This is a genomic window from Hyunsoonleella sp. J2K-J805 (assembly GCF_057167125.1).
In genome coordinates, this window is the sequence record NZ_CM169901.1 from 2,544,540 (window position 1) to 2,562,746 (window position 18,207).

At 36.0% G+C, this 18,207-nt stretch carries 13 protein-coding genes; 2 read left to right on the top strand and 11 right to left on the bottom strand.

Going from position 1 to position 18,207, the window contains the following annotated elements; all coding sequences use genetic code 11:
* Nucleotides 1-50 precede the first annotated feature (50 nt).
* Together AC1B0Z_RS11355 and AC1B0Z_RS11360 are read left to right on the top strand one after the other, a co-directional pair.
* A complete protein-coding gene (locus AC1B0Z_RS11355; protein ID WP_483792135.1) occupies nucleotides 51-902 on the top strand; it encodes a class I SAM-dependent methyltransferase in 852 nt (283 codons plus the stop codon).
* A 248-nt stretch (nucleotides 903-1,150) separates the two neighbouring features.
* A complete protein-coding gene (locus AC1B0Z_RS11360; RefSeq protein ID WP_483792137.1) occupies nucleotides 1,151-1,669 on the top strand; it encodes an OmpH/Skp family outer membrane protein in 519 nt (172 codons plus the stop codon).
* A 173-nt stretch (nucleotides 1,670-1,842) separates the two neighbouring features.
* On the opposite strand, the gene AC1B0Z_RS11365 is transcribed toward AC1B0Z_RS11360, so the two are convergent.
* The 11 genes from AC1B0Z_RS11365 to AC1B0Z_RS11415 form a co-directional block, all read right to left on the bottom strand.
* Nucleotides 1,843-2,997 carry a DNA polymerase III subunit gene (locus AC1B0Z_RS11365; protein ID WP_483792139.1) on the bottom strand — a complete coding sequence of 385 codons (1,155 nt, stop codon included), beginning with the start codon at nucleotides 2,995-2,997 and terminating at the stop codon, nucleotides 1,843-1,845.
* Nucleotides 2,998-3,090: 93 nt separating this feature from the next.
* Nucleotides 3,091-3,783, bottom strand: a complete 693-nt coding sequence (locus tag AC1B0Z_RS11370) for a LysE family translocator (RefSeq protein WP_483792141.1) — start codon at nucleotides 3,781-3,783, stop codon at nucleotides 3,091-3,093.
* 104 nt (nucleotides 3,784-3,887) lie between these two features.
* Nucleotides 3,888-5,495 (bottom strand): T9SS type A sorting domain-containing protein, encoded by a 1,608-nt coding sequence (locus tag AC1B0Z_RS11375; protein WP_483792142.1) that lies wholly within the window; start codon nucleotides 5,493-5,495, stop codon nucleotides 3,888-3,890.
* A gap of 335 nt (nucleotides 5,496-5,830) precedes the next feature.
* A complete protein-coding gene (locus tag AC1B0Z_RS11380; RefSeq protein WP_483792143.1) occupies nucleotides 5,831-6,760 on the bottom strand; it encodes a glycoside hydrolase family 17 protein in 930 nt (309 codons plus the stop codon).
* 13 nt (nucleotides 6,761-6,773) lie between these two features.
* Nucleotides 6,774-8,339, bottom strand: coding sequence for an MFS transporter (locus AC1B0Z_RS11385; RefSeq protein ID WP_483792144.1), 1,566 nt, complete (start codon nucleotides 8,337-8,339; stop codon nucleotides 6,774-6,776).
* A gap of 27 nt (nucleotides 8,340-8,366) precedes the next feature.
* Nucleotides 8,367-9,860: a glycoside hydrolase family 30 protein gene (locus tag AC1B0Z_RS11390; RefSeq protein ID WP_483792146.1), complete on the bottom strand. Its 1,494-nt coding sequence runs from the start codon at nucleotides 9,858-9,860 to the stop codon at nucleotides 8,367-8,369.
* A gap of 18 nt (nucleotides 9,861-9,878) precedes the next feature.
* A complete protein-coding gene (locus tag AC1B0Z_RS11395; protein WP_483792147.1) occupies nucleotides 9,879-11,162 on the bottom strand; it encodes a glycosyl hydrolase family 17 protein in 1,284 nt (427 codons plus the stop codon).
* Between the two features lie 6 nt (nucleotides 11,163-11,168).
* Entirely contained in the window at nucleotides 11,169-12,368 is a 1,200-nt protein-coding gene (locus tag AC1B0Z_RS11400; protein WP_483792149.1) for a glycosyl hydrolase family 17 protein, read from the bottom strand.
* 9 nt (nucleotides 12,369-12,377) lie between these two features.
* Entirely contained in the window at nucleotides 12,378-15,818 is a 3,441-nt protein-coding gene (locus AC1B0Z_RS11405) for a hypothetical protein (RefSeq protein WP_483792151.1), read from the bottom strand.
* Between the two features lie 78 nt (nucleotides 15,819-15,896).
* Nucleotides 15,897-16,760 carry a glycoside hydrolase family 16 protein gene (locus tag AC1B0Z_RS11410; protein ID WP_483792152.1) on the bottom strand — a complete coding sequence of 288 codons (864 nt, stop codon included), beginning with the start codon at nucleotides 16,758-16,760 and terminating at the stop codon, nucleotides 15,897-15,899.
* Nucleotides 16,761-16,773: 13 nt separating this feature from the next.
* The gene (locus AC1B0Z_RS11415) at nucleotides 16,774-18,201 is read right to left on the bottom strand and encodes a carbohydrate-binding protein (RefSeq protein WP_483792154.1); all 1,428 of its coding nucleotides are present in this window, start codon (nucleotides 18,199-18,201) and stop codon (nucleotides 16,774-16,776) included.
* Nucleotides 18,202-18,207 lie beyond the last annotated feature (6 nt).

An 18,207-nucleotide genomic window follows, 5' to 3' on the forward strand; every position in this document is an offset into this window, starting at 1 on the left:
AACAATCTTGGTTTTCGTATTGCTGAATTATACTCTGAATTTAATTTAAAATGAACGCAAATCCATCATATCCCATCGTTAAGGATTACTCTGTTTCTGGTGAAGAGTTTCATTTAATTGAAAATTTGGAATACGGTTATTTGGAAACTTCACCTCGCCCATCAGAAGATAAATTACCAGAATATTATAACAGTGAAGACTACATTTCCCATACAGATTCTAAACGAAATTTATTTGAAAAAGCATATCATTTCGTTAGAAGTATTTCCCTAAAAAAGAAATTCAAATTGATCAATTCGTTTTCTTTAAAAGGGAAAACGCTTTTAGATGTTGGATGTGGCACAGGTGATTTCTTAAAAACTTCGCAGAAGAATGGGTGGCAAGTTTTTGGTATCGAACCAAACGAAAAAGCAAGAGCTATTGCTAATAAAAAAACAAACAATGCTGTTTTTGAAATAGAACACCTTTTAAAATTCGATGCACATAGTTTTGATATAATTACGTTATGGCACGTTCTTGAACATCTCCCTAATTTGGAAGATCATATCACAATCATTAAAAAACTTTTAAAGCCAAACGGTTCTCTCATAATAGCAGTACCAAATTATAACAGTTATGATGCCAAATACTATAAAGCATTTTGGGCTGCATACGATGTGCCTAGACATCTTTGGCATTTTAATCAAAACTCTGTTTCAAATTTAGTTAAGAAGTTTGATTTAAAAGTTGTAAAAACTAAACCAATGTGGTTTGATGCCTTTTATGTAAGCATGCTCTCTGAAAAATATAAGTCAGGAAAAATGAATCCCATCAAAGGATTCTGGGTTGGCTTAGTCTCAAATATCAAAGCCCTAGACTCAAAAGAAGCTTCCTCCCTAATTTATATCATTAAAAACCGTTAAAACTAATTTTACCAACGCTGTTTCAATATTACTCTGTTAAACAACGTAAGATCCTTTCTGGATTTTTAACGCTCTTAAACGGCTTTATTTAGGCCTAAAAGTAATAGTTTTTGTTTATTGTAAGCTATAATACTTATAGCTTTTTATTATAAGTTAAAATCCAACCAATTACGGTTTTCATTTTCACATACTTTGTTACATTTGTGCGACCTTGAAAAATAAAACGAATCTAACTAAAAAATAAAAGCATGAAACCTATATTTTTCGTCCTAGCAGTAATACTAGTTTTAGCATCTTGCCAAAAACCAAATAAAATAGGTTATGTGCATAATAGCACCTTAATTAACGACTACCAAGCTAAAAAAGATTTAGAAGAGCGTTTTAAGGGAAAAGAGCAAATATTTAATAAAAGACGAGATAGTATGGTTGCTGCTTATCAATTAGATCTAAAAGAAGCCCAGATTAAGGCAAAACGTATGTCTCAAATCAACCTTCAAAAATTATCCCAAGAGATTCAGGAAAAGGAACAATTGTTAAGTCAAAGAATCCAAACCGAACAGCAAGCAATACAGCAATCTTTTCAAGAAGAAATAGACACCTTAATAGTTGAAGTAAAAGACTTTGTGCAAAATTATGGTAAGACCAATGGTTACGACTTTATTTTAGGCACAAGCGATGGGGCTTCATCAGTTTTATATGGTAAAGATCAAACCGACTTAACCCAAACCATTTTGGATGCTTTAAATGCAGGGTATAAGAAAGAGTAAAAGACAGAAAACACATAAACGCTTAAAAATCTAGTTTATAGTGTGACTTTTTTTATGCTATAGAGATCAACATAAAAAGAAAGAGTTTAAATTATCTATCGCATTTAATCATTTGTAAGCTTATGATTTTGACCTATTGTTGCGCAACGACGTTGTAATATTCCTTGTAACTTTTAATCAGGCTTTTTATGTAACAACCTAGTCAACTTAATTGATAAATCTGTTAAAATAATCTTAGAGTTCCCATTTCGCTCAATATGGTAAATAGCATCTTGAAGTTCATTACTAATTTCCATAATGTTATTCCCATGCACAAATGGTGCAAATTTATCCAATTGGAACTTCTCGGTTTTAGGCTCAAAATACACCAAATCGTTGGCGTCGTAATTTAGTAATAAAGCCTGACGGAAAAAATCCAAACAAAAATTTAAAAACTGCTTTTGTGTTTCACGTCCAGTTTTGGCAATATCTTCGCTCCATGTAATCAAGTCGTGGATAGCCGCCTTGTTCCCTTTAGCCTTAAACGCGCTGCGAATCCAAAATATAAACCACATTTCAAACTGTGTGTCTTCGGAGTCGTGATAGACCAAATCACATGCCTTATTAAAATTTCCATTAGCTTGATGTGCAATCTTTGTGGCAATTGCACTCTCCAAGTTGTAATTTTTAATCAAGGCTGCTTTAATCACCTCCTCTGCTAACGGAGGAAAATGCAAAACTTGACATCTGGAACGAATCGTGTTGATAATCTGTTCTTCATCTTCGGCAATCAATAAGAAAATAGTTCGGTTTGGCGGTTCCTCAATTAACTTTAAAAGCTTATTGGCACAGGCCATGTTCATTTTTTCAGCCATCCAAATCAGCATTACTTTATAACCGCCCTCATAAGATTTTAAGGTGAGTGACTTTACAATTTCATTCGCCTCGTCTACACCTATTTGCCCTTGCTTATTATCTACTCCTAGTAGTTTGTACCAATCAAACAAATTGCCATAAGGCTGTTCTTGCAGCAACTGTCGCCATTCCTCTAGATAAAAATTAGAAACAGGCTTGCTTTTTACTTTGCTGCTAGTAGTTACAGGAAATGCAAAGTGTAAATCGGGGTGTGACAAGTTTTTAAATTTAAAGTTGCACGCATCATTCCCAGAAGTGTTATCACCGTTACTATTCCCGCACAAAATATATTGTGCATAGGCAATAGCCATTGGTAAAGTGCCGCTACCCTCAGGTCCTACAAATAACTGCGCGTGTGGAATACGTCCGTTGTCAGCACTTTGGGTTAAGTGCGATTTTATATGTTCTTGCCCTAAAACATCCTGGAACAGCATCGCACAAAAGTAAACGATTTTTTTAATATCTAGGCGTTTCCTTCATTGGGATACACTAGAATTTACCTTGTAAATTATTAAACGTATTACACGTTAGTGAAGCTTTTCCTTTATGGGATTCATTTTATCAAGTTGCTCTTTTATAAGTTCTTTTTCTTCAGGAAAAAAACCTTGGACCAGCAGTAACAGACCAAACGCTAAAATCACTAAAGCCACAATTTTTTTTGTTTTGAATATTAGTCTCGGCGTTAGTCTGCTTTTGAGCTTTTTAGCTATGGAAATTTTAATTAGATCTACTAATAGATAGACCACTAGTATTGTAGTAAGAAACACGACAACCCCGTTTTCAGATTCTGTAATTGTATTAGCAAATACTATGAACGCCACCCAGCCTATTAGGACGCCAATATTAATGAAGTTAAGGAGGAAACCCTTTAAAAACAATTTACCGTAGCCTTTTTTTATTTCTACCTTATAGTATTCTCTAACAATTTCACGAAAGGATCTGGACGTTTTTATAAATGAAATTAAACCATAAGCAACCAATAATACACCGCCAAAGATTAGAAAATTTGGATCACCCTTTATATTTTCTACTAGCTTATTGGTACTGAAAAAAGCAACGATGATAAACAATATATCGGCCAAAATCACACCACAATCAAAAATCAAAGCACTTCGGAAACCCTTTGTTGCGCCTGTTTCTAAAAGCACAAAAAAAACCGGACCAATGGTAAACGCCAAAATGATACCAAAAGGGATGGCTCTGATTATATCGTCAAACATGTAAAAGATGATTCTTTAAACAAAGTAAAGAAATAAATACATAAACAAAAAAAGACGCTTTAAATAAAGCGTCTTTTTTAAAACAATCTAAACTTAGCAGCTATTTATTGCTTTACCAATCTAATGTTATCCATTCCGGCAATAGTTTTTATCTGAGCAAAATAAATACCAGTCTTTAAATTAGAACCATCAATTTCAGCTTCGTTGCTGTTTGGGGAAAGTGATAGTACTTCCTTTCCCAAGATATCTATTACTCTAATATTTTCTATTTGAATTTCTCCTCTAAGTCTCCAACTATTTTGTGTTGGGTTAGGGAAAGCTGTAAAAGTTGTTTTTGAGAATTCGTCATTGTTTAAAGTTGTTCCGCTATGGAAGTACATATTATCATACCAAATTGTTCCTAAATCAGATGTAATAATAAACTGCACGAAATCATTTTTCAACCCAGCTGTCCAGTCCGCAAGTGGAATATCATATGAAATCCATGTTCCTGGATTTGGGTTCGGTAAACTTGGACTACTTGCATTGGTAATTGAAAACTCTATGGCATTATTTTCACCACCACCATTATTCCAGTTAGATATTTTTAAGTTTAAACTCTTATCCATTGTTGTAGATTCTGTGTAAACATCAACATGGAAGTGTGTTAAACCTAATGCCGTTGGATCAAACCTTCCTGTAACAAACTCAAGGCCTTCACATCCTAAACCTGTTACTTTTTTAGTTGCATTACCAGCAATCATTACATCCGTTGTAGTTCCAGGGCACCATCCCGTATCAAATGTATTCATCGCAACAACTGATTGTGGATCAGTATAAGCATCACTAAAAATAGACTTAACACTAGAAGCTGCTCTTGCTGGAGGTGTTGGAGCTGCTGTAGCAGGCCCTTCTTCAAAAATAGAAATTGTATACGTTTCCATTGTAGATGCATCACTTGATGTTACAACTACCGTTGCGTCTCCTGGTATTGCAGATGCTTGAGTTATTACTGCAGAAGCTCCTGCTTGCGTAGTGGTAGCTGTAGTAATTTGAGGCACTGTTGCAGTTCCTGAAGGTACGGCGTATGAATACTCTGTAATTGCTCCACTAAAACCTGTAATTGTTGCTCCATCTACTTGTAAATCGCTTAACGTAGCATCTTTAGCAGGATCTACTGCTGCTTTCCAAAAATAAATATTATCCAAATAAATATCTACAGGAACAGTACTTCCGGGTCCGTTAGCAGCAAACTTCATTTGAAAAACACTATCCCATGTCATTCCAGTAAAAGAAGATTTAGGAATATCAACACTTGTCCAAGTTCCTGATGTATAAGCTATAGATACCAAAACTTCTCCCGGTCCCGTACCATTATTAATAGGACTTACCTGTATATCGGTATTAGCAGGATTTGCTGAAGTCCAAATATCGACATGCAAAAATTCCATAGCCGCAGCGCTTTGTGTTGTTAGTTCCGTGCCTTGATAATTAAAATTAGGATAAGCCAAAATAGTACTTCCTGTTCCTGGATCATAGGCTGTGTTCACCAATGTGTGTCCAGATTGTCCCCAATTAGGGTCGTAGTTAGTTGCTACATCAGTAAATACTCCACTACTATAAATAGAAATAACGTCACTAGGGTCATTTGTCGGATCTGCAGCATTGGTAGTTGGTTGTGCATAGCTAAAGTATGCTGTTAAAAGAAAAAATAATAATGTAATTTTTTTCATAATAAATGTTTTAATTAATAATTAATTGAATTCTTAGTTTATGATGTATTTCAAATTTAAATCCTAAACATTGATATTTTGCTATTTACAACCCCTACAAAAAACATACATAATAAAAAATGGTTATGTTTTTTATTAATTTTTCAAAAATTGACTGTTTTTATTGATATTTTCTCGTATGATACGTGTAGCAAAATAAGTAGCTGCACATAGACAATAGGAGAGTGTTGTGGTAATGTTGTGGTGGTTTAGCTCAATGAAATATAATGTATGGCCTTCTGTAAATAAGGACTTTAATGAACTAGATGAAAGTATACTAGATTTAGGCTTTTATGTTACACAAATAGCCTTTTGGTTTTGTTTAAGCTTATACCATTTGTGTAAAACTTAAGCTTCTCATTTTTATCCCATAAGCCCCAATATGCTCCAACATCTCCTTCAGATCCAACTTTCCAAGATTCATCAAAAGATGAGAAGTAAAACACATCAATGTTTTCCTCTTGAGCCCACAATTGCGTATTTATAAAATACTTCATAGCGTTTTGGTTTGATGGCAATGCACCTTTTAGACCCTCACCCTCACTAGGCCATCCCGTCTCAGATATTATCACTTTTTTGCCATTACCAGCTTTTAGAGCTTTATTGTACATGTCTTTCATATAAATTAGGGAATACTCAATACTACATCCTTCCCAATAGGGGTAGCAGTTCGCTAAAATAACATCACAAGCCTCGGCTATTTTCGGTCTTTGGGCAAACTCATAATATGCATCTACATAACCCACAGGAATATCTGTTATATCTTGTTTTACATCGTAGATAAAAGCTAACAATTCATCTTCGGTTAAATCTCCACGGTACATAACCTCGTTACCAACAGCCGCAATATCAATATATCCTTCATTCGCTAACTTTTTAAGTCCTGCTATTTCTTTCTTGTTTATCTCTACATCATCCCCTAACCAAGCGCCTACAAGGGTTTTAATGCCATATTCCTTAGCTATCTTAGGAATCATTTCATTACCCTCTGTACAGGAGAAAGAACGTATCCATTTTGTATATGGTTTTATTATTTTCATTCTCTTTCTAATTTGTTTTTCGGATAATTGATCCCCCGGTTTCTGACCTTCTTCATAAGCACTAAAGCATATACCGTGCATGCCATTTTTTAAAATGCGCTTATATAAATTCTGCAAGCCTTTTGAGGTTTTGTTATCAAGGTGTCCGCCTGATAGCGACAATGTTTTATCTGATCTGTATGACATGATTTAATTATTTTTACAATTCTCCTCTTCTTTCAATTAATTCTTCTTTTATTTCCTTGGCTCTTTTTTCTGTAAGACTGTATTTCCACATTACCCAAATGGCCAAGGCAGCAGTGACCGATGGCACTATAATATCAGCTATTCGCAATCTGTTCATGGTTTCCATAGACTGTTCGGTAACATTGGGGTCAAAACCAACTATGCTTAATATCAAGCCTCCAAGTACTAGGGCAATTGATTGTCCTATTTTAACCATTAGCCAATAAATGGCTCCAAAAGTTCCTTCCTTACGAGGCATTCCATTTCTGAGCTCATCTAAATCACAAACATCTGCTGTCATGCTCATCATTAAGGTGAAAAGTCCTCCCATTCCAAATGCAAATAGTGGTATTGGTACAAATATTAGCCATGGTATTTCACTTCCTGGTTCTATAATGAACCATGACATTCCAATATTATCAAGTACAGGATTTAAAGATTCAAATATTGAACCTATGCCAGAATTTAAGCTCTTACCTAATTCTGTTTTATTAAATTGATTGTTTAGCTCCTTATCAAAGCCCCACCATTTTAAAAGGTATCCCACAATTGAAAGGGCGGTAGATATTATAAAAGCCTTTCTTTTTCCTAACTTACTAGCCATTTTTGAAATAATGGGTATTACAATAAAGGCTGTAATAATAGCATTGATGGTATTAAACCAAGCAGGCCATGTTCCAGCAAGTTCATAACTGCCGTTATACATATAAAACACAATGATAAAAACCCCAAAAGCGGCAACCAGTTGAAACCCATTGAACACTAAAAAGGTTGCCCCACAAAGTTTCATAAATGGTCTATTCTTAGAAACCTCTTTGATGCTTGCAACCAACTCTTTCATATTTTTCGCAAGGCTTTTGAAACTGATTTCTTTTCTGTTTTCCATGTTTTCAGAATCTATACCTTTGCAGAATAAGGCAGGCAAAATGCCAAAAACTACGCACATTACGCCTACAATTAGTGCCATGGTTCGCACACCCTCTGTCTGTGTGTTAAATGTGTTTGTGTCTGGAATGATAACATACAACCAAGGCACGATCATCCACGCTATTTGCCCCATGGTGTTTGAAAACGCCATAAGCCTTGTTCTTTCGTTATAATCGGATGTCATCTCATAACCTAAACCAACTAAAGGCGTTGCAAACATGGTATTGCCAATTAAGAACAGTAATTGCATTATCATAACATGCCATATGATATAGGATTGAGATGCATCATCACCCAGCTGCCACATTAAAAAGAAAAGGATACCACTAATAATTGCGCCAATAAAAATATAAGGTCTTCTGCGTCCCCAGCGAGATTTAGTGTTGTCTGATATAAACCCCATGATTGGGTCTGTTATCGAATCAAAAATCCTAGGTAGTCCACCCAATAAACCAGCCCACAGAGGGTCTACGCCCCAAGCGGTTAACAGGAAAAACTGAATAAAAACCCCTAATGTCCCTGGTAAAATATTTAATATGAAATGACCAGCTCCGAAGGCCGCTTTCTGTCCAACTGGCACTCTATCTTTTGTAGCGGTAGTTACGTTTGACATATTTTTAATTTTTGTTTGTTTTAGTTCTTATGCTTTTGGAATTACAATAGTTTGAATTGCTTGCGCGTCTATTGAAATTTCAACATGTTTTTCGTTTAAGGAAAGTTTTACGGTCTTTGGGGAATGGTGTTCGTTAAAAAGTATAACTACTGTTGAGCCGTCAGGATTGATGGCTGCAGTAGCCATTAAAGTATGATCAGAATTATCTAATGCCATAACTTTAGCTTCAGGCCTGATATACTTACTGAAGTGAGCCATGGTAAAATAGAGAGGTGTAAAGTAAACCTCATCTGCTTCAGGGTCTACAATTACAGGGGCAATACACCAATTTTTAAACCAGTTCGGGCCTCCTTTTTTATCCAATACCATATTCCAGTCTACCCATCCATCTACCCAATTATTTAAGCAGCCAATAATATCTCTGGCGTAGCGGTTTACGGGCGCATATTTTGGATGCATGTGTTTATCCTCTTCTGGTGCCCAATCCCAACCCCAATCGGTGGCTTCTTTTTTCCAATACCATGCATCATCTTCCCAAACAGGGGTTTCGGCATCTACACAAGCTTCAGACTGAATTAAAAACTTTTCAGGAGCTTTATTGTGTGCATATTGCAATTCTTCTGGGAAGTAATGAAACGTGCTGGCATACCAATGAATGGCCGTACCATCAAAATATTTAGATGTTTCTTCATTTTTATATTGAGCGTCTATCCATTCTTTAAGATGTTCTCTGTTTTGATCGTAACCTAAAATTTTAAGATTTCCCTTGCCATCAGCTTCTAACTTTGGACCTAAATAATTCTGAACAAAATTGGTCATCTCATCAGGTGTGTAATGCATGCTTTCCCAATTATTACCATTGCCTAAGGGTTCATTCTCCACTGTAAAACCCCAAATATCAATTCCCTCAGCTTTATAAGCATCCACAAATTTTGAGAAAAACAACGCCCAGGTGTCGTAATATTCAGGTAACAATTTGCCACCTACCCAAGCATTATTATCTTTCATCCAAGGCGCAGCAGTCCAAGGCGATCCAAAAATTTTGAAGCCATCCGTTGATGCCGCCATAGCCTCTTTTATAAATGGTATAATGTCATCTTTATCTTCCTCAATGGTAAAATGCTCTAACTCTTTATCGTCTTCAACTGGTGTATATGAATAGTTGCTCAAAGAGAAATCGCAAGAGTTCATGTGAGTTCTTGTTAGAGAATAGTGCGCACCATCTTTACTGAAATACGCATCAATGATTTTCTTTCTATTCTCTTTGCCTAATTCATTCAGAAGGTATGCTGAGGCCTCTGTAAAGGCACCACCAAAACCTGTAATAGTTTGCAAAGTTTGTTCCGGTTTTAAGGCTATGGTAACCAAACTATCTGCCTTTTTAAACTCAGTAATTTTGGTAAGTTTATTGCCTGCTGCAGAAGTCTCAAAAACCTCAACCATTAGTGTTCTATCCTCCTTATTACAACTTGTCATAATTAGAGCAACTAAAAATATTGTTATGTGATTTATACGCTTCATTCAACCAGAATATCTGTTTTAATGTTGATTCACTTTCCACATTTCTGGAGTTGGTGGTACTTCAACATCTTTCATTAAAGCCTCTATATCTCCATTATAGGTTTTGGTAATTGGGTTCCCGTTTCTGGTCAAGCCTTTAAATGTGCCTTTATCCACTTCATCCCAAAGGGCGTATTTTGCTTTTCCATCAACCGTAAAAAGACCAAAATGTTTTTCTGAATTTCCTGCATTTGGGCCTCCTTTCCAAGGTTCATCAAAGCTTTCAAAGTAGAAACATGACATACCTGCTCCGTTCGTCCAATCTCTCATGTGTTGGTAATATACAGCCTCTTTATACTCATCACATGCTTTAGAGCCTTTTGTACCGTAATGCCCTGATGAAAAACTTGCCCAACCTGTTTCGCCAATATGAATGGGTTTATTCACACCAAGGCTTTGCATATATTTCTTCACATTTTGGGTTTGGTTTATGGCATATTCTTTCGCTTTTAACATGGAAATTTCAATTTTTTCCATATCTGATTTACCTTCTAAACCTTCTTGATTTAGCCAAAAATCCGGTTGGTAATGTGTGTCGTGCATAGGGTAGGTGTGTACCGATAAAAAGTCTACTGCTTTTATTAAATTGTTCAGGTCTTCAACATGGTATTCTTCACCACCACCTCCCCAAGAGGCAAAATTATCTGAACTCGTTACCCATAAATCTTTAGAAAGTTTTCCCTCTTTCTTTAAGCCTTGCAGGTAATTCACCCATTTTAAAATTACCCAAGGTTCTACATAATAAGAAGCAGCCCACTTAACCATAGCCTCATTTCCAACAGCAATCACCTTTACAATATCAGGATATTGATTTGCCAACGCCACTGCTTTTTCCATTTGAGGTTTGTTATCTTCGCTTTCTTCGTTATGTATTGGCTCTTTATCAGTCCATGCGTTTTTACAATCTATCCAAGCACCTAACATCACGTACATTTCAAAATCCGGATTTTCCTTTTTTATCTCACTAATAACCTTCAACACATTCCCTGCTTGCGGTTTGTGTACTTTATAAGTGCGTATCATTCTAATACCTAAAGCATGTAACAACAACATGTCTTCTTTCAGTTCTTCTAGCGTTGGTTCAATGCTATGGTCTACATGCCTGTAACCGCCATAAGACATTGCTAAATATTCTTTGTTTCCAAGAATATCTTTAGCTGTTAATTGTTTTGTCTCTTCAGTTTGACTCACTTCCTTTTTCTTTTTATCATTACCACAAGACCAGATAAAAATTATCAAAAGTATTAGTGCAATTCTTTTCATAGTTAATTAGTGATTTATTATGAGGTCTTCCTTTCTAGGAGGCACAAATACATCTTTTAGCACTTCTTCCTTTTCACCATTGTAGGTTTTAATAATTCTATTTCCATCTCTAGTTAACCCTTCAAAAATGCCTTTGTCCACTAAATCCCAAATGGCATATTTCGCTTTTCCATCTACTGTGAATAAACCAAAGTGGTTTTCCGATCCATTTTCATCGTTAGCATCTTTCCAAGGTTCATCGAAAGCTTCAAAATAGAAACAGGATATTTCTTCGCTATTCGTCCATGCTCTTAACAATTCATAATATCTACCAGACTTGAATTCATCTGTTGCACGGGAACCACTTTTATCATAATGAGAACTTGATTTTGTTGCCCAACCTGTTTCGCCTATATGCACTGGTTTGTTAATACCTAATCGTCGCATGTAGCTCACAACAGCATCATATTGTCGCTGTGAAAATTCTAGTGCCCGTTGCATTGCAAGCTCCACCTTTTCATCGTCATTAAGTTCTACTTCTCTTTCTGGAACCGTCCAAAAATCTGGATTGTAATAAGAATTATGCATAGGGTAAGTGTGCATGGAAATATAATCTACAGCTCGAATCAAATCATTCAAATCCTCTGTGTGATAAATCGGATCACCACCGCCCCAGGAAGAGAAATCATCAGAACTTGTTACCCATAAATCTTTTGGCAGCTCTCCTGTTTTCTTTAAACCCTGAACGTGATTTACCCACTTCAAAATCACATTTGGTCGCACAAAATAACTTGTAGCCCAGTGCACCATAGCTTCATTTCCAACAGCTAGCACCTTAACAATATCTGGATATTGTTGTGCTAATGTAACTGCACGATCTATTTCGGCAGCGTTATGTTCACTTTCTATCTCATGATTAGGGATTTTGTCTGTCCATGCATTTTTACAATCTATCCAAGCCCCTAACATCACATACATTTCAAACGATGCATCTTCCGCTTTTAACGCTCTAATCGCTTTCAATAGATTAGGTGCTTGTTGCAACTGTACGTTGTAGGTACGCAACACTCTAACACCCATAGCATACAATAGTTTCATATCATCCTTAAGCTGTTGCATTGTGGGCTGAACATTGCGTGTTTTTTTTCTATAACCGCCGTATGAAATCGCTAAGTATTCTGGATTTCCTAAAATATCAGCAGCCGTTATGTCTTTATTCGCTTTCAATGTTTAATTCTATTTTTTTACAGAAACAGTAATTTGAGATATCTCTCCCTTTCTTTCAAAAATTGATTTTGATGTTTTTAAATCTATTTGAAGTGTTTCCAAAGATTTATTGCCTTTGACAGATTGAATTTCTATTTGTTCATCCTCACCAAGCTTATAGATTACCGGTACTTGACAATACGTAAAAGCCAAAGAATCAGCTTCCATAGAAATTGACTGTTTTTGTCCATTTACATCCATAAAATGGAATTGAGACTCATCTGCAAGGAACTCCTTTTTTTGCAATAAGGTTGGATTAAACGTTACTTTGCCATCTTCAACAAAAACACCCAACTCTCCAATTCTACTGAGTATATCTTCCTTAACCTGACCTGTCATTCCAGGTTGTTGTGCGCCTTTTGTAGCTGGTGTATGTGAATATGGGTCCGTTGGAAACGCACCATATAATTCTGGAGATTTATGAACGCCAATACCTGCATTAATTTCATAGTAGTGGTCTAACAGTCTGCCAATGATTTTTGGGTCTTCATTTTGATGAATCGCCATCCAGCAGTTTTCTTGAACAGCCAATAATAATTTAGACACCATGTGCCAATAAATGGATCCTAATCCCTCATATCCGAAAAACGTACCTGAACGTCCCGTAAATGATTTATGATCGAAGATATCTTCGAATATTTCGTTTAAAAGCACCCTATCACTAGAAACATGTGTTTTATATGCTTCACCCAAGTTATCTAAAGCCTCATTTAAACTTCCTGCGTTATTGAAATCCCCGTTAAAATGATAATTACCTAAAACATCTTGTTCTACAATTCGCCTGTTTCCATCAGCCACTAATTGCTTCAATAGCATTGATTGCTCTACTTTCTGTTTAGGGATATTGTTTTTCTTTTCAAACTGTGCTAAATCCTTATTTGGATACAAAATATAGCTGTATTGGTCTTCTCTAAATAAAGCGCTTTCCTTCATACCATCCAACACAGCAAGCACTTTGGTAGGAGAGAGGTAGCCTGCACTTAACGCAGCAACCTGACCTTCTAGCATTTCCGATAGATAGGAAATAGACACCTCATCATCATTTTCAACAGTCATTAAATTATAAGCATGATACATATTATCATCGCGCTTATTTGCATCTATACTTTGCTCTAAATACGTTTTAGTGACTTCAATGAAACTTGAAATGTCGCTTAAGGACAACTCTGATTTTTCACCAGAAAATGCATTTTTATAAATGTTTTCTCGAAATTTACTTCCTGCTTTTCCTAAACCATCTAACACTGTCTTTCTATCCCTATTAGAAATTTGCCCTGAAAGGATAGAAGCATTCTTTTGAAGTGTATTATGAACCTCTGTGAAGAACGCTTTGATTTCATTAGACACTAAAACACTTTCAACATCTGATTTCTCAACTACTTTCTCAAAGAATGACAAAAATCTATAGATGTAATAAAGCGTTACCATAGAGACGCCATTACCCACCAAAGCATTGTTAGCATCATTCCATTCTGGTCTTTGTGTGTTTAACCAAATACCGCCTTCAGGAATAAAGTTTGAAATTTTAGACAATACCGTGGCCAATATTTTCTCTATGAAATTAACGCGGTATATGTTTGAATTTTTGTCTAAAAGTAAAGCGCCATCCGCCCCAAGAGCATCTCGTCTTTTATGAATGGTTTGGTCTAACTTATGATCGAAATCAATCGTATCTTTTGGGTTCTTAAGTGTATCTTCATAGCTTTTAATGATATACGGTACGTTTGCATAAACGAATATATCTTGACTAAAACGCTTTTCCAATTGCCCAGGATAATGATCCTCAATAAATTCTAAGAATTTTAATAAGTAGATGATTTGATGATCTCCCCAATAACCGATGTAAGACCATGGATCGTGTTCCTCAATCAATTCCCAGTCAAAACCATCTTTTGTTACGCGATAAGGATTGTAGCCTTCAAAAGTTGTTGCATTTAAAAACTTATGAATCATTCCTTCGATAAACTCTGGATAGGAATGCGCTAACGCCTCCCAATTCTGGAAAATATCCCTCCAGTTGCCTTCGTAATCTAATATTTTGGAACCATCTATTTCACTTCTTGTATTGATTGAGAATTTATTCCAAGGCCTACTTGGGTCTCCATGTCGTCTACTAAACTTTAATGGTAGATATTCAAAACACAAGCGTTGAAAATCTTTATCAGAATCATTCTCACCAATTTTTTGGATGTCCTCTAAAGTGAAACTGTCTGCTAAACCATTTAGTACGTTTTGCTTCTCTTTAAAAACGCCTTTATTTGCTTTTGAAATGTATTTAATAAAATCTGATTTCTCGATGGTGTAGCCATCATCAAAAATACCTCCTCGCATAATGTTGAAGAGCGTATTAGAGAAGTGTCTCATATTGGTTAGCGGATCTTCAGTCAACTGCAATCCGTCAGAAGAAGCAGTTAAATCGATAAGACGCTCTGTACCTAAATCAATATCCTTCTGAACCTCTCCAATTATATCTCCAGTATTTTTTATTTTTTCTGAAAGCGCAACAATATCAGCAATAGACTGATTTACATTTGCAACAAATATCCAAGAGCTTTCTTCCTTTAAACCTAATTCAATATTAGAAGTAACAAAATATGCTCCTTTTTCTGCTTTTACATCAGTTTCCTGAACTACGGCTTTACCCTTTCTGAAATTATCCAGTTGTAAAGAGGACACTAAATAATTAGACGCATCTAACCCTGCAGACCATACTGTATTGGCTTTTAAAGCCTCACTAGGTTCTGCTTTATCCACAATTACTGAGCTTAAAGCATAAATACCTAAGCCTGCTTCTTCGTTTAATTCATTACGCTTGTAAGCATCAACTAGGTTGCTCCTTATGTTTTGCAAATCAGCTGAAACGCTAGCAGGAATGATATTTTGTAAACCATCCAAAACCTCTATTTGTGCATTGGATTCAGAATTGTTTATTAGTGTAGATGTTTTTATAAAACCGAATTGATTACTCGAGCTCCATTGGTATCTAAATGTCAAATCAAGATCAAGATTATTTTCTTCAAAAATCACCTTATTGCCATATCTGTTTTTATACAGATTTGTTTGCGTATTATAAATACCTGTTTGTCTGATAGAAAACGGTTCCCATAGGCGTGTTTCTTCGTTTCTACTTACTCGTAATATCGTTTTACTGCCAGTAATTTCAGCCATTTCCGTAATCTTATCATCTGTGTAATACGGAAATAATGCGTAGTCTGCATTTTTTCTACCCGCAGTTAATCCGCCATTACTAGAAATAAACATCCAATGGTTAGAGTCGCTAACAATACTCATAAAAAACGGACGCATTTCGTCACTATTCGAAATCTTGTAATAGGTTTCGTTGTTAAAAGTGATTAATTCGCCTTTTATATCTCTTGTCTCATTAGAAACCTTATGTGCTTCTGTGGTCATTATAGTTCAGTTCAATAATCTGTATAAAATAGAAGGGTTAGCTAGCGTATTATGTAAGCTAACCCTGTAATAAAATTTTTATTCTGCAGCATAAACACGCACGTAGTCTACGTACATGGTTTGTGGAAATACAGTGTCCGGAGTTGGGTTTCCATCAAAATTGCCTCCAACTGCTAAATTGATAATCATAAAAAATGGACCATTATCAAACACCCAATTGGACGCGTCTACCTCCTCTTCTTCCAAGCTATCAGGTGTTATTTGAAAATACAGTACATCATCCACATAATAATTGATATATTCTGGACCCCATTCAATACCATAAACGTGGAATTCCGAATCCACACGAGAGCTTTCAAATGTATATTTCTTTAATATTGGGGTTCCACCAGAATATCCAGGTCCGTGCGCAGCGCCACTAACCACTGTTGGTGAAGAACCAGCGTTTTCCATAACATCAATTTCACCACAAAATGGCCATCCTATGTCATCAATATTAGCACCTAAAAGCCAAAATGCTGGCCACATACCTTTACCAAATGGTAATTTCATTCTAGCCTCAAATCTTCCATATTTCTGCTCAAATAAGCCTTTTGTTAAAAGTCTTGCAGAAGTATAGCTAGAGCCTTCAAAAGATTCCTGAATAGCCGTTATTTTAAGCATTCCATCTTCTACAACTACATTTTCTGGTCTGTCTGTGTAATATTGCAATTCATTATTTCCCCAGCCATTATCGCCAGTTCCTATATCAAAGCCCCAAATTGTGGGATCCGGTGCGCCATCCATATCAAACTCATCACTCATGGTAAGCGCAGTGAAATTGGCAACAGTTTGTGTTTCGTCAGGATCACAACCTAAAGTTATAGCACCAGTAGTAAGAGCGATTACAAATACAGATAAAAACTGAAACTGTCTTGATTTAATTATATTCTTAAAATTCATCTTTTCTTGTTTTTTAGTTTTCAGCGTAGAAATAAATGTTGTCTAAAGAAACGTTTGCAATTGTACCATCTGAGACAAAAATGATTGCACCTAAAGCATCCTTTGCGCTTAGACCATCAAAATTTGATAAAGGAATGTCAAATTGAGCCCAGTCATTACTCACCAAATCTGTTCCTGAAATTGTGAAGCTTCCCGCAACTTGATTTCCAAGTGTGAAGTTATTAAACAACTCAATTCTAAAGAAATCAGATGCATCTACAATTTCGTTTGCTCTTATATCGATGTGCATGTGGGTCATTTCAGTGGCATCAATAGGTTGTACGCCACTGCCACCTCTGCCATAAAACTCAATAGCCACAAAGTTTAATAGTGTGTAATCTATAATACCCTCATCGGTTGCACCACCAAGTGTAGTTTGGAAACCATCTAGGTAAAACCCGTTATAATTATCTACAGGAACGTTAGCGAATACATCACTAAAAATTGAAATCACATTAATATTTACCGCTTCCATAGTTAAAGAGCCCGCAGCTGGAGTTCCGCCTAAGCTAGCGGTAATAGTCGCCATGTTGTCTCTTTGATTAGTGTTAGGGTCTATTTCTCCTAAACCTTCTATAGTAACCAAACCTCTTTCGTTTACAGAAGCAACAAAAGGATTAGACGTCTCAAAATCAAAATAATATGGTGTTGCATTAACAGTTATGTCCTGTCCATTCGGTAGATTAAATGTTTGAGATAAACCAACAACTGGTAGTGAAGTGTCCACATTTGCCTGAGCTGTTTGATCTTGACCGCTCATGATTGCTGGTCTAGGCTGGCCTATAGTGCCTAATTTTTCAAATTTTAACTCATCAATCCAAATAGTGAAACCAACACCATTAGTGCTTTCAGTTCCTGCAGAAAAAATAAACATGCCTTTTTCCTGAACTAGTTTAGACGCATCTGGTATCGGAATGAAATACTTTTTCCATTTTGTAGACAATTGAAGATTATTCACGGTAACCTCGTATTTGTTTTCACCAAAATCATTACCAAACCCTACGGTACCAATTTCAGCCGTGGTTGAACCTTTAGCCCAAAATGTTAAAGCATCATAGCCTGTTAAATCTCTACCGTTTCCTCTGTCCCTGAAAATTCCACCGATATAACTTCCATCGGGATCGTTAGGTGCAGGCACATCAATTCTTATAGAGGTATTTCCTTCGTGCGCTTCATTAGTGTCTGTACTAAAGCCTTCTGTATTTGCTCCGGTAGCAGGATCAAAAGACTCAAAAAACTCATCCGTTAATCCAACTGGATTGTCTGTAAAGATATCTGGGTTGCTTGGGAAAGTAGCAAATTCAATATCTTCAGAATAGCCCCTTTCACAACTTACTATTGTGACACATATTAATCCCAAAAGCGGAAAAATAATGTGATATTTAAGATTTAATTTTTGCATAATTAT

Coding starts and splice junctions, on each gene's coding strand:
- AC1B0Z_RS11355 (WP_483792135.1), top strand. CDS start 51: ATGAACGCAAATCCATCATATCCCATCGTTAAGGATTACTCTGTTTCT.
- AC1B0Z_RS11360 (WP_483792137.1), top strand. CDS start 1,151: ATGAAACCTATATTTTTCGTCCTAGCAGTAATACTAGTTTTAGCATCT.
- AC1B0Z_RS11365 (WP_483792139.1), bottom strand. CDS start 2,997: ATGCTGTTCCAGGATGTTTTAGGGCAAGAACATATAAAATCGCACTTA.
- AC1B0Z_RS11370 (WP_483792141.1), bottom strand. CDS start 3,783: ATGTTTGACGATATAATCAGAGCCATCCCTTTTGGTATCATTTTGGCG.
- AC1B0Z_RS11375 (WP_483792142.1), bottom strand. CDS start 5,495: ATGAAAAAAATTACATTATTATTTTTTCTTTTAACAGCATACTTTAGC.
- AC1B0Z_RS11380 (WP_483792143.1), bottom strand. CDS start 6,760: ATGTCATACAGATCAGATAAAACATTGTCGCTATCAGGCGGACACCTT.
- AC1B0Z_RS11385 (WP_483792144.1), bottom strand. CDS start 8,339: ATGTCAAACGTAACTACCGCTACAAAAGATAGAGTGCCAGTTGGACAG.
- AC1B0Z_RS11390 (WP_483792146.1), bottom strand. CDS start 9,860: ATGAAGCGTATAAATCACATAACAATATTTTTAGTTGCTCTAATTATG.
- AC1B0Z_RS11395 (WP_483792147.1), bottom strand. CDS start 11,162: ATGAAAAGAATTGCACTAATACTTTTGATAATTTTTATCTGGTCTTGT.
- AC1B0Z_RS11405 (WP_483792151.1), bottom strand. CDS start 15,818: ATGACCACAGAAGCACATAAGGTTTCTAATGAGACAAGAGATATAAAA.
- AC1B0Z_RS11410 (WP_483792152.1), bottom strand. CDS start 16,760: ATGAATTTTAAGAATATAATTAAATCAAGACAGTTTCAGTTTTTATCT.
- AC1B0Z_RS11415 (WP_483792154.1), bottom strand. CDS start 18,201: ATGCAAAAATTAAATCTTAAATATCACATTATTTTTCCGCTTTTGGGA.